At 63.8% G+C, this 12,668-nt stretch carries 18 protein-coding genes; 11 read left to right on the plus strand and 7 right to left on the minus strand.

Annotation, left to right across the window (positions count from 1 at the left end):
- Positions 1–85 precede the first annotated feature (85 nt).
- The 3 genes from EP376_RS08605 (at position 86) to EP376_RS08615 (ending at position 2,577) form a co-directional block, all read left to right on the plus strand.
- Entirely contained in the window at positions 86–919 is an 834-nt protein-coding gene (locus EP376_RS08605; protein ID WP_127655906.1) for a methylated-DNA--[protein]-cysteine S-methyltransferase, read from the plus strand.
- 124 nt (positions 920–1,043) lie between these two features.
- Entirely contained in the window at positions 1,044–1,700 is a 657-nt protein-coding gene (locus tag EP376_RS08610) for a YiaD family glycine zipper/OmpA-like lipoprotein (protein ID WP_127655145.1), read from the plus strand.
- A 103-nt stretch (positions 1,701–1,803) separates the two neighbouring features.
- Positions 1,804–2,577 (plus strand): FadR/GntR family transcriptional regulator, encoded by a 774-nt coding sequence (locus tag EP376_RS08615; RefSeq protein WP_127655146.1) that lies wholly within the window; start codon positions 1,804–1,806, stop codon positions 2,575–2,577.
- Between the two features lie 82 nt (positions 2,578–2,659).
- Here the strand turns inward: EP376_RS08615 and EP376_RS08620 are convergent, their stop codons facing one another.
- The 5 genes from EP376_RS08620 to EP376_RS08640 form a co-directional block, all read right to left on the minus strand.
- The gene (locus EP376_RS08620; RefSeq protein ID WP_127655147.1) at positions 2,660–3,223 is read right to left on the minus strand and encodes a F0F1 ATP synthase subunit B; all 564 of its coding nucleotides are present in this window, start codon (positions 3,221–3,223) and stop codon (positions 2,660–2,662) included.
- Positions 3,220–3,792, minus strand: a complete 573-nt coding sequence (locus EP376_RS08625) for a F0F1 ATP synthase subunit B' (protein ID WP_127655148.1) — start codon at positions 3,790–3,792, stop codon at positions 3,220–3,222. Before EP376_RS08625 ends, EP376_RS08620 begins: the two co-directional genes overlap by 4 nt.
- Positions 3,793–3,872: 80 nt before the next feature.
- Complete coding sequence (locus EP376_RS08630; RefSeq protein ID WP_127655149.1) at positions 3,873–4,109, minus strand: F0F1 ATP synthase subunit C; 237 nt, start codon at positions 4,107–4,109, stop codon at positions 3,873–3,875.
- 43 nt (positions 4,110–4,152) lie between these two features.
- Complete coding sequence (locus EP376_RS08635) at positions 4,153–4,911, minus strand: F0F1 ATP synthase subunit A (RefSeq protein WP_276317300.1); 759 nt, start codon at positions 4,909–4,911, stop codon at positions 4,153–4,155.
- A complete protein-coding gene (locus EP376_RS08640) occupies positions 4,901–5,251 on the minus strand; it encodes an AtpZ/AtpI family protein (RefSeq protein WP_127655150.1) in 351 nt (116 codons plus the stop codon). Before EP376_RS08640 ends, EP376_RS08635 begins: the two co-directional genes overlap by 11 nt.
- Positions 5,252–5,482: 231 nt before the next feature.
- Here EP376_RS08640 and EP376_RS08645 point away from each other — a divergent pair, with 231 nt between their 5' ends.
- On the plus strand, positions 5,483–5,824 hold the full coding sequence (locus EP376_RS08645; protein ID WP_127655151.1) for an ArsR/SmtB family transcription factor: 342 nt from the start codon (positions 5,483–5,485) through the stop codon (positions 5,822–5,824).
- On the opposite strand, the gene EP376_RS08650 is transcribed toward EP376_RS08645, so the two are convergent.
- On the minus strand, positions 5,821–6,729 hold the full coding sequence (locus EP376_RS08650; protein ID WP_238928697.1) for a DMT family transporter: 909 nt from the start codon (positions 6,727–6,729) through the stop codon (positions 5,821–5,823). The genes EP376_RS08645 and EP376_RS08650 overlap by 4 nt on opposite strands.
- Entirely contained in the window at positions 6,726–7,601 is an 876-nt protein-coding gene (locus tag EP376_RS08655) for a LysR family transcriptional regulator (protein ID WP_127655152.1), read from the minus strand. Before EP376_RS08655 ends, EP376_RS08650 begins: the two co-directional genes overlap by 4 nt.
- Before the next feature lie 246 nt (positions 7,602–7,847).
- On the opposite strand from EP376_RS08655, the gene EP376_RS08660 reads away from it, so the two are divergent.
- From EP376_RS08660 to EP376_RS08690, 7 genes are all read left to right on the plus strand, one after another.
- Positions 7,848–8,201, plus strand: a complete 354-nt coding sequence (locus tag EP376_RS08660) for a DoxX family protein (RefSeq protein ID WP_127655153.1) — start codon at positions 7,848–7,850, stop codon at positions 8,199–8,201.
- Positions 8,202–8,397: 196 nt separating this feature from the next.
- Positions 8,398–9,900 (plus strand): signal recognition particle protein, encoded by a 1,503-nt coding sequence (ffh, locus tag EP376_RS08665; protein WP_127655154.1) that lies wholly within the window; start codon positions 8,398–8,400, stop codon positions 9,898–9,900.
- Positions 9,901–10,000: 100 nt separating this feature from the next.
- Positions 10,001–10,594 (plus strand): GNAT family N-acetyltransferase, encoded by a 594-nt coding sequence (locus EP376_RS08670; RefSeq protein ID WP_164744894.1) that lies wholly within the window; start codon positions 10,001–10,003, stop codon positions 10,592–10,594.
- Positions 10,591–11,094 carry a GNAT family N-acetyltransferase gene (locus EP376_RS08675; RefSeq protein ID WP_127655156.1) on the plus strand — a complete coding sequence of 168 codons (504 nt, stop codon included), beginning with the start codon at positions 10,591–10,593 and terminating at the stop codon, positions 11,092–11,094. The genes EP376_RS08670 and EP376_RS08675 overlap by 4 nt, the downstream gene beginning before the upstream one ends.
- On the plus strand, positions 11,091–11,600 hold the full coding sequence (locus EP376_RS08680) for a GNAT family N-acetyltransferase (RefSeq protein WP_127655157.1): 510 nt from the start codon (positions 11,091–11,093) through the stop codon (positions 11,598–11,600). The genes EP376_RS08675 and EP376_RS08680 overlap by 4 nt, the downstream gene beginning before the upstream one ends.
- Positions 11,597–12,121 (plus strand): GNAT family N-acetyltransferase, encoded by a 525-nt coding sequence (locus EP376_RS08685; RefSeq protein WP_127655158.1) that lies wholly within the window; start codon positions 11,597–11,599, stop codon positions 12,119–12,121. The genes EP376_RS08680 and EP376_RS08685 overlap by 4 nt, the downstream gene beginning before the upstream one ends.
- A complete protein-coding gene (locus tag EP376_RS08690; RefSeq protein WP_127655159.1) occupies positions 12,118–12,636 on the plus strand; it encodes a GNAT family N-acetyltransferase in 519 nt (172 codons plus the stop codon). The genes EP376_RS08685 and EP376_RS08690 overlap by 4 nt, the downstream gene beginning before the upstream one ends.
- Positions 12,637–12,668 lie beyond the last annotated feature (32 nt).

Consider the following 12,668-nt stretch of genomic DNA (forward strand, 5'->3'; position numbering starts at 1 on the left):
GAAAACTCTATGCCCGCATGACCGGATCGGCGCAATGCGCAATATCCGGGTCGCGGCGGCTTGCGGGTCCGCCTATCCTGCCGGCATGGATCAGGAAGACGCATATCATTACCAGGTTGTCCGCCGCGCCATCGATGTCATCGACGCAAGCGGCCCCGAGATGCCCTCGCTCGACGCGCTGGCGGCAGAACTGGGCCTGTCGCCCGCCCATTTCCAGCGCGTCTTTTCGCGTTGGGTCGGCGTGTCGCCCAAGCGGTATCAGCAATTCCTGACACTGGGCCACGCCAAGACATTGTTGCGCGACAGGTTCACCACGCTCGAAACCTCGCTGTCGCTGGGGCTGTCGGGCAGCGGGCGCCTTCATGATCTGTTCATCCGGTGGGAGGCCATGAGCCCCGGCGAATTCGCACGGGCCGCCGAGGGTATCATGATCCACCACGGTGTCTTTTCAACGCCCTTCGGCCCTGCCCTCGCCTATGGCACGGATCGCGGGTTGTGTGGTCTGGGCTTCCTCTCCGATCGGGACGAGGCCGAGGCGCGGGCCGACCTCGAGGGGCGCTGGCCGGGCGCACGCTTCGTCGAAGAGCCGAATGCCCTGTGCAGCTGGGTCGAGGCTGCCTTTGCCCAGTCGGGCGACACGGCGTTGCATGTCATCGGCGCGCCGTTCCAGATCAAGGTCTGGGAGGCGCTGCTGTCCATCCCGTCCGGGCATGTAACGACCTATTCCAGCATCGCAGAGGCCATCGGCAACCCCGCCGCCATTCGCGCTGTCGGAACGGCCGTGGGCCGGAACCCGGTCGGGTTCCTGATTCCCTGCCACCGCGCGATCCGGAAATCCGGCGCTCTGGGCGGCTATCACTGGGGTTTACCGGTCAAGCGCGCGATGCTTGCATGGGAATCGGCCCGGGCAGAGGCCTGAACCGGCGGGTTTCGGCGCGGTCATTCACCAACAGTCTTGCGTTATTGGATATCAGGTGGGATTCCTCGATAATTCGAGCAGACGGCGCGGTCATGTCCGCGCGCCATAAGATGGAATGAAACCAATGATTCAGTTCAAACTCCCGGTCGCCGCATTCGCCGCGATTTCCGTTCTTGCCTTGTCGGCCTGTGAGCCCGTCCCGGGCCAGGAAAACACGAACCTGCAACGCGGCGCCGCCGTGGGGGCCGGGATCGGTGCCGTCGTCGGTGCGTTGTCCGGTGACAGCACGCAGGAGCGGATCGAAAACGCCGCCATCGGCGCGGTTGTCCTTGGTGGTGCGGGTGCCATCGGCGGGACCTTGCTCGACCGGCAGGAAGCCGAACTCCGCAACCAGCTGGGCAGCAATGTCGGCATCCAGAACACCGGGGATCAGCTGATCGTGAACCTGCCGAACGACATCCTGTTCGCGGTCGACAGCGCAACCCTCACCGGGCAGCTTCAGTCCGATCTGCTGACAGTCGCCCGAAGCCTGAACAACTATCCCAACACGCGCGTGACCGTCGAAGGCCACACCGACAACACCGGCTCGGCCGAATACAATCAGGACCTTTCCGAACGCCGGGCGCAATCGGTGGCCTCGGTGCTGATTTCCGGCGGGGTCTCGCCGTCGCGGATCACCTCCATCGGGCGGGGTGAAAACGCACCCGTCGCGTCCAACCTTGATTCCGCCGGCCGCGCGCTCAATCGCCGGGTCGAGATCATCATCACGCCGACGACCTGATCCTTGCAGACGGGGCCACTGATAGGTGGCCCCGTCCTGCCTGCTTGGCAGCCCCGGGCATTGGTCATATGATTTGACCAATTCGCCAAGGACGGCCCATTCCATGCCATTCGAGAAAATCCAGCCGGAAAAGCTGTCGCAAGGCGTCGTGCGCCAGATCGAGCAATTGATCCTGCGCGGCATCCTGCGCCCCGGAGAACGTCTGCCCGCCGAACGTGAACTGGCCGAACGGCTGGCTGTCTCGCGCCCCTCGCTGCGCGAGGCCTTGTCCGATCTTCAGGAACGGGGCCTTCTGGAAAGCAGGGCGGGTGCCGGCGTTTTCGTGGCCGATGTTCTGGGCTCGGCCTTTTCGCCCGCGTTGATCCGGCTCTTCGCGAGCCATGACGCGGCTGTCTTCGACTACCTGTCGTTTCGCCGCGACATGGAGGGGCTTGCCGCCGAACGCGCGGCGCGCCACGGCACCGAAACCGACCTGAAGGTGATCGACACCATCCTGCAAAAGATGGAAGCCGCGCATCAGAAGCGGAACCCGACCGACGAGGCCGAGCTGGACGCGGAATTCCACCTCTCGATCATCGAGGCCAGTCACAACGTCATCATGCTCCACATGATGCGGTCGATGTACGACCTGCTGAAGGAAGGCGTGTTCTACAACCGTCAGATCATGTTCAAGCAGCGGATGACACGTGACATGCTTCTGGATCAGCACCGCGCGATCAACGACGCGCTGCAAGCCCGTGATCCCGAGGGGGCACGCGCCGCGGTCTCCCGGCATCTGGATTTCGTGGAACGCGCCCTGTCAGATCAGCAGAAGGCCGAGCGCAACGAAGAGATCGCGCGCAAACGGCTGGACCACGTCTCGGGCAGCCAGCTCTAGGAACCGGCGCCCTGAACAACGAACGCCCCGACCTTTCGATCGGGGCGCACGCAACTCACTGCTGGACTGTCGCCGCTGCTGTTCAGTGCAGCTTGGCTTCGACGGTGGCGATCGCTTCGTCGATCAGCTTGGACCCGGTGGCGGCCGTCATCTGGGCTGCCACCACGTCACGAGCGGTTTCGGTCGCGACCATGATCGCGCGGTCCCGGACCGCCTTGATCGCGGACGCTTCGGCGCTGGCAAGCTGGTCTTCAGCCGCGGCAAGCCGCCGCTCGACCGAGGCCCGGATATCCGTCTTGGCCTGCTCGGCTGCGCGGTTGGCCTCGTCGCGGGCATTTGACACGATACGATCGGCCTGTTCCTGCACTTCCTTTTGCTTGCGCTCATAAGACGCCAGCAGGGCTTGCGCCTCTTCGCGAAGCTGGCGGGCCTCGTCCAGTTCGGCCTGGATACCCTCGGCGCGCTTGTCCAGCATGCCGCCAATCAGGGTCGGCACCTTGAAGTAGAACAGCACCCCGATGAACACGATGAACGCGATCAGAACAACAAAGTCGGTATTGGCCAACGAGAAGAAGGGCTTGTCACTTGCCGCGAAAGCGGGGCTGGCCGATGCGACAAGGGCCGCGGCGATCAGAATGGATCTCATGCCGAACCTCCTTCCACACGGGCCGATACGGCCTTCTTCACCGATGCATCGTCTGCCGTGCCGCCAAGCGCCTCGATGAGGGCTTTCGCGGTTTCCGTCGCGACTTCGGCGACGCTTTCGGTCGCGCTGTCCCGAATGGCGGCGATAGCCTTCTCGCTTTCCGCGGTGCGGGCTGCGATCTCGGCATCGGCCTTCTTGAGCTCGTCGTCGAGTTCGGCCTGAATACCGGCTTTGGTCTCGGCCACGATACGATTTGCCTCGGCGCGTGCATCAGCAAGCGCCTTGTCATAGGCCGCTTCGGCCTCTGTCGCGCGCTGTTTCAGCTCTTCGGCTGCCGCCAGATCGTTGGTGATCGTGCCCGCACGCTCTGCCAGGATCGCCCCGATACGCGGCAGGGCCACGCGCGACAGGATCAGGTAGATCACCACCAGCGTAACCAGCAACCAGAAGATCTGGTTGGGGAAGGTGGAAAAATCGAGCTGCGGCAACCCGCCGGACGACTCAGCCGCGGCATGTGCCGCGTCAGCGCCTTCCAACAGCTCTTCGGCTGGTATGTTTTCGTCCGCCATGCGGCCTCCTCAAACCTGATCAGATCCTCCCGACCCCCGCGATCAGGCGGGCGCCGGGACACTAAGGATCGTCGAAGGTCTTAGACGGCGAACATCAGCAGAAGCGCAACGAGGAACGAGAAGATCCCCAGGGCTTCGGCAAAGGCGATACCGATGAACATCGTGGCGGTCTGGCCACCAGCGGCGGAGGGGTTCCGCAGCGCGCCGGACAGGAAGTTGCCGACGACGTTACCCACACCGATTGCCGCGCCGCCCATACCCATACAGGCCAGACCCGCGCCGATGTAGGCACCCATTTGTACGATGTCACCTTCCATGAGAACTCTCCTTAGATTTTGGAATTGGTGTGAAGCAGGATCATCAGTGGTGCGGATGCAGCGCATCCTTGAGATACACGCACGTCAGAATTGTGAAGACGTAGGCCTGGATGAAGGACACGAGGACCTCCAGGGCATACATTGCAGTAATCGCCAGGATAGAGAACGGTGAGATCGCGAGAACGGCGGCGAAAGCCGCGAAGACCTTGATCACCGCGTGGCCGGCCATCATGTTGCCGGCAAGACGGATGGAATGGCTGATCGGCCGGACGAAGTAGGAAATCACCTCGATCAGGGCGAGAACCGGCCGAAGCGCCAGCGGCGCCGAACTGATCCAGAACAGGCTCAGGAACCCTGCGCCGTTCTTGACGAAACCGATAACCGTCACCGCGAGGAACACGCCCATCGCGAGGACAGCAGTTACAGCGATATGACTTGTCGTCGTAAAGGCCATCGGGATGAGGCCCACGAAATTGGCGAAGACGATGAACATGAAGATCGTCATGATATAGGGGAAGTACTTCACCCCATCCTTGCCGGTCACGTCCTCGACCATCTCGTAGATGAAGCCATAGGCAAGCTCGGCAATCGACTGCGACCGGCTCGGCACGACCTGACGCTGTCGCGTGCCCATGACCAGCAACAGGATTACGCAGAGCACCGAAATCGCCAGCCAGAGCGTCACGTTCGTCGGCGTATACCAGTGAACCGCACCGTCTCCGAAAAGCGGCTTGACGATGAATTGGTCCATCGGGTGGAACGTAAGAGCCGATCCCCCTTCTGCGTTCGTTTCAGTCGCCACGTTTCTTGCCCTCGTCTTCTGCAGTCTGACCCGACTGCGCGTTCTGTATTTCCTGAGCCGATCTCAGCATCGTCTTGATGCCCGCGATCAGCCCCAGCAAAATGAACAGCACCAGAAAGAGAGGCATCGTTCCAAAAAAGGAATCCAGCCCGTATCCGATGCCGAAACCGATCCCAAGACCGGCTACAAGCTCTATCACCATCCGCCAGGCCAGGTGGGCCTGAGAATAATGCTCCTCCATGTGCGGCTTCGCCTCGGGTTGCCCCTTCAGCGCGTTGATCCGCTTTTCAAGATCCGCGAGTTTCGCGGCATTGTCGGCGGCATCGGAACGGTCGGACATGGTCCTTCTGCCCTCACACAAGATGGCTTGGTGCTAAGCGGGGGCGCTTACAGAGTCAAGCGGCGCTAGGTCGCAGACCGAACCACCCTAACACACTGACATATATTAGGATTTCCTGAGATCTCCCAAGGCGATCATACGCGCCCGACCTCCGGATGCATCGCAAGGCGCCACAACGCGATATTCAACCATTCGGTTGACGTTCTGATACGCCGGGCGCTAACTCGCCGCATGGCAGCCTCTCTCGATACCGTGTTTTCCGCACTGGCCGATCCGACGCGGCGCGCTATCCTGTCGATGCTTCTCGAGGATGACATGGCGGTCACGGACGTGGCCCACCCGTTCGAGATGTCGCTTGCCGCGATCTCGAAGCATCTGGGCGTTCTGGCCGAGGCCGGTCTGATCAGCCAGGAAAAACGGGGGCGGGTCAAATGGTGCAAGTTGGAGCCCGACGCCCTGCGCGAGGCCTCGGTCTGGATGCAGGGCTTTGGCCAGATGGAGGGCATCGATCTGGATGCCTTCGAACGCTTCCTTGAAACCGAACTGGAAACCGGGGCCGAAGATCACGTCTAGCCGTCATCCCGCAACAGCAGGACAAGCGACACAAGCGTCGTCGCAAAGCCGAGCGACACCAGCAAAGGCGGCGCGCCGCGGCCCAGCCCCAACTCGATCAGGATGACCCAGCTGGGCGTGAGATAGGTATAGGCCATGACCTTGGCCGACGGCAGCCGCAGCGCCGCATATTGGATCAGCACGAAGGTCGCCGCGCTGGCAAAGACCGTGACATAGAAGATCGTGATCCAGACAATCAGCGGAAGGTTCAGCCAATCCGTCGCGAGGATCGCAGGAAATCCCCAGATCGACACCAGAACCGCGCCCCCCAGCATCGTGCCGAAGGTAAAGATCAGCGCGCTTTCCCCACGGTTCAGCAACCGCACCAGCGGCGTGTAGATTGCGTGAGACACGCAGCCGATGAAATAGACCGCCTCGCCGCGGCCCACATCGAACCTGAGCATCGCCGACAGATCCGCCCGAAAGATCACCCATGTGGCCCCGATCGCCCCGATCACGAGGGCAAGCGCCATGCGACCTGTCAGCCTTTGTCGCAAAAGAAACCACCCGAACAGCGCTGTCATCAGCGGCGTCAGGGTAAAGACGGCGGCGGCACTGACGGGTTGGGCCGTCTTCAGCCCCTCGAACATCAGGACGAAATAAGTGCCGAAGACGCCGCCCAGAACCAGATAGCGCCACGGCGCAGAAAATGCGCCGCGCGGCACGCCGCCCGTCGCCATGACCGCAGCCGCGATGATCACCGCGGCCAGCCAGAACCGAATGGCGTTCAGCGCCGAGGGAGCGATTTCGTTCGCGGCCATCGCGCCGAGTGAAAAAGATCCGGCGACCAGCGCCGAGAACAGCAGCATCGCCAGATGTCCGCGAAGCTGGTCCGCATCCATGGGACGCGATGTCCGGGTGGTCATGTCCAGCCCTTGGCCGCGGACTTGAGCACCTTGAGAAAGCTTTGAACCTTGGGCGAGCGGTGAAGATCGACATGTGTCACGATCCAGATCGGCGAGCCCCATTCCTCGATCGGATCCACGACCTGGATCAGGTCGTCCTCTTCCGCGATCATATCGACAGCCATGAAACCGATCCCCGCCCCGACCCGCACGCCCGCCGCAAGGCCACGGTCATCGTTCGCGCGAAAGACGATCTGTTCGGCGCTCACATTCTCGGAAAGCCAGCGATAGAAAGGTGCCCTGTTCTCCTGACCATCAGTGCCGACAAAGACGTGCCCCTCCAGATCGTCGATCGACTTTGGCCGCCCATACCTTGCGACATAAGCCGAGGATGCGGCCATCGCCATCGGCTGGACCATCAGCTCCTGCACGACATTGTCGGGGTCCTCGGGGCGCGCGCCGGCCCGGATCGCCACATGCGCCTCGCCATATTCAAGCCGGAACAGACGCGCGCCCGTGAGGAACCGCACGATCAACCCGGGATGCTGCGCCTGGAAATCGGCCAGAACCGGGACCAGTTTGTTTGTAAGATGCGGCAGCGACGTCACGACCAATTCACCACTCACGCCTTCGCCCTGCCCCTTGATCCGACCCGCCAGCTGGGTGAACTGGTCATCGGTCGCCTGTGCGACGAGGAACAGATCCTGTCCCGCCTCGGTCGCCGTATATCCGCGCGCGTGACGCTGGAACAGCTTTACGCCCAGCCGGGATTCCAGCGCGTCGATATGCCGGATGACCGTCGCGTGGTGCACGCCCAGCGCCTCGGCCGCGCCGCTGACTGTGCCGCAGCGGGCCACCTGAAACGCGGTGCGCACTTCATCCCAATTTTCCAAGACCTGCTCCATCTGTGCAAATCGCCACAGTTTGATACAGAAGTCCTACAAGCCGTTCGGAAATGCAAGAACGGCTCGGCAGGGATCTGTTCCGGGGATCGCGCTCTCGATCGCACCCCGATGCAGTCAGCTGTGTGCGCCCTGCAGCCTGCCGCAGTTCCGCACATCGCCTGTGCCCTGGCCCCGAATTGCCTGTGGGCGCAATATCCACCCAAGTGAGGTGAAGCATTCTCACAAGAGGTCGCCATGTCCCGTTCCCTTCCCGATATCGCCATTCTCGCGGTTCGTGTTCTGCTCACTCTCGCGTTCGGGGCTGCCGGCCTCTCAAAACTTGCCGGTGTCGACATGATGGTCGGCACCTTCGACCAGATCGGCTGGGGCCAGTGGTTCCGCTACGTGACCGGTGCGATCGAGGTCGGGAGTGTTGTCCTGCTGTGGATACCCGGGCTTCAGCTTCTGGGGGCCGGGCTTCTTCTGTGCACGATGATCTGCGCAGTCCTGTTTCACCTTTTCCTTCTCGGGCCGTCTGCGGTTCCGGCCCTCGTTCTGGGCCTTCTGTGCGCGATCCTGGTCTGGCGCCATCGCCCCGCGGCGGCCTGAGGCCGACTAACGGCGGCGCCGGAATTGACTCGCCGGCGCCCCCTCGCTAAAGACAGCCAATCCCGGAAGTGAGACAGCTTCCGGTCCCCGGATGACCGGGGATCGCCCCCCGTCAGCGAGCATTCGCCCACGGGGGCGTTTGTCGTTTGGCCGCCCTGCCCCCATCTTCGGGCAAAAGGGCAAAAGGAGCGAAGTGATGTTTGAGAACCTCAGCGAACGGCTGTCTGGTGTTTTCGACAGGCTGACCAAGCAGGGCGCGCTGTCCGAGGACGACGTCAAGACGGCGTTGCGCGAGGTCCGCGTGGCGCTGCTTGAGGCCGACGTCTCGCTCCCCGTCGCGCGCGATTTCGTCAAGGCGGTCCAGGACAAGGCCACCGGACAATCGGTCACGAAATCGGTCACCCCCGGCCAGCAGGTCATCAAGATCGTCCATGACGAACTTGTTCACGTGCTGTCCGGCGACGAAGACCCGGGCAAGCTCAAGATCGACACGCCGCCGGCACCGATCCTGATGGTGGGCCTTCAGGGCTCGGGCAAGACGACGACGACCGGCAAGCTGGCCAAGCGACTGAAAGAGCGCGAGGGCAAGAAGGTCCTGATGGCCTCGCTCGACGTCAACCGCCCCGCTGCCATGGAACAGCTTCAGATCCTCGGCGCGCAGATCGGTGTCGACACGCTGCCCATCGTGAAGGGCGAAGACCCGATCGCCATCGCAAAGCGCGCCAAGACGCAGGCCTCGCTTGGCGGCTATGACGTCTATTTCCTCGACACCGCCGGCCGGCTTCAGATCGATGCCGAGCTGATTCAGCAGGCCGCCGATGTGCGCGACGTCGTCAACCCGCGCGAAACGCTTCTGGTCGTGGACGGCCTGACCGGTCAGGTCGCCGTCGAGGTCGCCGAGGAATTCGACGACAAGATCGGCGTCTCCGGCGTCGTGCTGACGCGGATGGATGGCGACGGCCGCGGTGGCGCGGCCCTGTCGATGCGCGCCGTCACCGGCAAGCCGATCCGCTTTGTCGGCCTTGGCGAAAAGATGGACGCGCTGGAAACCTTCGAGCCCGATCGCATCGCGGGCCGCATCCTCGGCATGGGCGACATCGTGGCCCTTGTCGAAAAGGCGCAGGAAACCATCGAGGCCGAACAGGCCGAACGGATGATGAAGCGCTTCCAGAAGGGTCAGTTCAACATGAACGACCTGAAGATGCAGCTTGAACAGATGATGAAGATGGGCGGCATGGAAGGCATGATGGGCATGATGCCCGGCATGGGAAAAATGCAAAAGCAGATGGAGCAGGCAGGCTTTGACGACAGCATCCTGCGCCGCCAGATCGCGCTCATCAATTCGATGACGAAACGCGAACGCGCCAATCCCGCGCTTCTTCAGGCCAGCCGCAAGAAACGCATCGCCAAGGGTGCCGGGCTCGAAGTGTCGGAGCTGAACAAGCTGATCAAGCAGCATCGCCAGATGGCGGACATGATGAAGAAGATGGGCCGCATGGGTAAGGGCGGCATGATGAAACAGGCCATGCGCGGCATGTTCGGCAAGGGCGGCATGCCCCCCGGCGGCATGCCCGACATGAATGACCCCAAGGCGCTGGAAGAGGCCGCAAAGGCACTTGGCGGTGGCCGGGGTGGGCTTCCCGGTCTGGGCGGCGGTGCCCTGCCCCCGGGGCTCAGCGGCTTCGGCAAGAAGAAATGACATCCCTGCCTGATCTTTGCCGGAACACGCCACCGGTCGACCGCCGCCAGACGCGGCGTCGTCGCCCGCTGTGCGTCGCCCCGACACTGGCTGCATGGACATGCGCGGCAGCGCTCCGTTCGGTGACCGCACCGTGAGGGATCTTGCCGACCATATCCCCACGCTGGAAACCCGGCGCCTGATCCTGCGCGCGCCGCGGATGACGGACATGGAGCCTTTCGCGGCCTTCCTCGGCTCGGAACGCGCCGCGTTTGTCGGCGGACCGGTGACGGACAATGGGACCGTGATCCGCGCCTTCGGTCATATCGCCGGGCTTTGGGTCCTGCGCGGGTATTCCTGCTTCGTGGCCGAGAAGAAGGGCACGCCGGGCGGGATCGGCCTGTTCGGCCTGTGGTATCCCGTGACCTGGCCCGAGGCCGAGATGAGCTGGTCGATCTGGGACGCCCGCGCCGAAGGGCGCGGCTATGCCGCGGAGGCGATGCGCGCGGTCATGCCCTGGTCTTTCCGCAGGGCCGGGATCGCGTCGGCGATTTCCGTCATCGATGCCGCCAACCACGCCTCCCGCCGTCTGGCCGAGACGCTGGGCGCCGTGATCGACGCCAGTGCGACGCTCGCCGCCAACAGCCCGGATTCGCCGTTCTTTGAGGCGGACGAGGATCATGTCGTCGTCTACCGGCACCGGAGCGCGGCATGATCCGGATCGAGACTCAACGGCTTGTTCTGGTGCAGCCGCACCTGCGCCATCTGCCCGCCTTCACGGCCTTCAAGGCCTCTGACCGGGCGGCGCGGATCGGCTGGGATGAGCCGGAATACCTTGCCTGGCGCGAGTTCACCTCCATCGCGGGCCATTGGCAGCTTTACGATTGCGGGCCCTTCGTTGCCGAAACGCCTGACGGGCGCCCGGTGGGCACGTTCGGTGGATGGTTGCAGGCCGGCGCGGAAGAGCCAGAGCTGAAATGGACGCTCTGGTCCGATGACGACGAAGGCCGGGGGCTGGCCCAGGAAGCCGCAAGCGCCGCGCGCGACTGGCATCTGGGTGACGCGGGCTGGACCAGCGCGGTCAGCTACATCAACCCCGCCAACACGCGCTCCGCCGCGCTGGCCCGCAGGCTCGGCTGCGAAAAGGACGGCCAGGAGGTCTATCCAAGCGGAACGACAGTCGATGTCTGGCGCCATCCGGTGAGGGCGGCATGATGATCCCGACGCTGACCACCGAAAGGCTGACGCTTGGCCCGTTCACGATGGCCCATTACGAGGCGTTTGCCGCCTTTGCATCGGGCGAGCGGTCGACCCATCTGGGTGGCCCGAGCACCGATCCGCGGGATGCGTGGGACAGCTGCATGATCCATCTGGGCCACTGGGCCGCGCGCGGCTATGGCGGGTTCTTCGCCACGGAAACGGCGACGGGCGCCCCGGCCGGGCGGATTGCCATCTGGCACCCGATCACCCTCGATGAGCCCGAACTCAGCTGGGTGATATTCGATGGCTACGAAGGGCGTGGCCTTGCCGCCGAAGGGGCCATCGCGGTGCGGGACTGGGCCGCCCGGCAAGGCCTGCCCGCGCTTGCAAGCTACATCGCCTCTGACAACGACCGCTCCATCTCGCTGGCCCGCAAACTGGGCTGCGTAAAGGAAGGCCAGCACACCTATCCAAGCGGCAAGACGGTCGATGTCTGGCGCCACCCGATGGGGGCTGCATGACCGAGATGCTGCACACCCGGCGCCTTGTCCTGCGGCGCCCGACCGGCGACGACTGGCCCGCTGCGCGCGACTTCTTCATGTCGGAGCGCGCCCGGGGCGTAGGCGGCCCCTTTGATCTGGGCCGCGCCTGGCGGAGTTTCGCGGCCGAAATCGGCCATTGGGATATTCTCGGCTATGGCATGTGGGCCGTGACCCTGCGCGGCGACGACAGGGCCGTGGGCCTGATCGGCCCTTGGTGCCCCGCCGACTGGCCCGAAACCGAAATCGGCTGGCTGATCTTCGATCCCGGCATCGAGGGCACCGGCATTGCGACCGAGGCGGCGCGTGCCGCCATCGATCACGCGTGGCGCGCGCTGAAGTGGGACACCGTCGTCAGCTATATCGCACCGGGCAACACCCGCTCGATCCGGCTGGCCGAAAAGCTGGGCGCTGCGGTCGATCCCGATGCGCCCCAGCCAAAGCCCCAAGAGCCCTGCCTGGTCTACCGGCACCCGAGACCGGAACCGGAGGTACTCGAATGATCGACATCCCCGTGATCGAAACGGCGCGGCTGCGGCTGCGCGCCCCCGAGGCCCGCGATTTCGAGGCCTATGCCGCGTTCCGTGCCTCTGATCGCGCCCGGCTTCTGGGTGGCCCCTATACGCGGGGTCAGGCCTTCGATCAGATCTGCTCGATCATCGGGCATTGGCATATGCGCGGCTTCGGCCGCTGGATGGTGGCCGACCGGGTCACCGATGCACCGCTTGGGATCGTGGGGCTTTTCTACCCCGAGGATTGGCCCGAGCCCGAAATCGCATGGTCCGTCTTCGAAGATGCGGAAGGCCAGGGCATCGCCGAAGAGGCCGCGCGCGCCGCACGCGCCCACGCCTATGACACTCTTGGCTGGACCACGGCGATCAGCCTGATCGATCCGGCCAATACCCGTTCGGTCGCGCTGGCCCAGCGTTTGGGCTGCAAGGATGGCGAAACCTTTGAACATGCAGCCTTGGGCACATTGCATATCTGGCGTCATCCCTCCCCCGAGGCCCTGTCATGACCGCGCCGTGGCTTTGTACCCCGACGGCCACT

This window comes from Alexandriicola marinus (assembly GCF_004000435.1).
GTDB lineage: Bacteria > Pseudomonadota > Alphaproteobacteria > Rhodobacterales > Rhodobacteraceae > Alexandriicola > Alexandriicola marinus.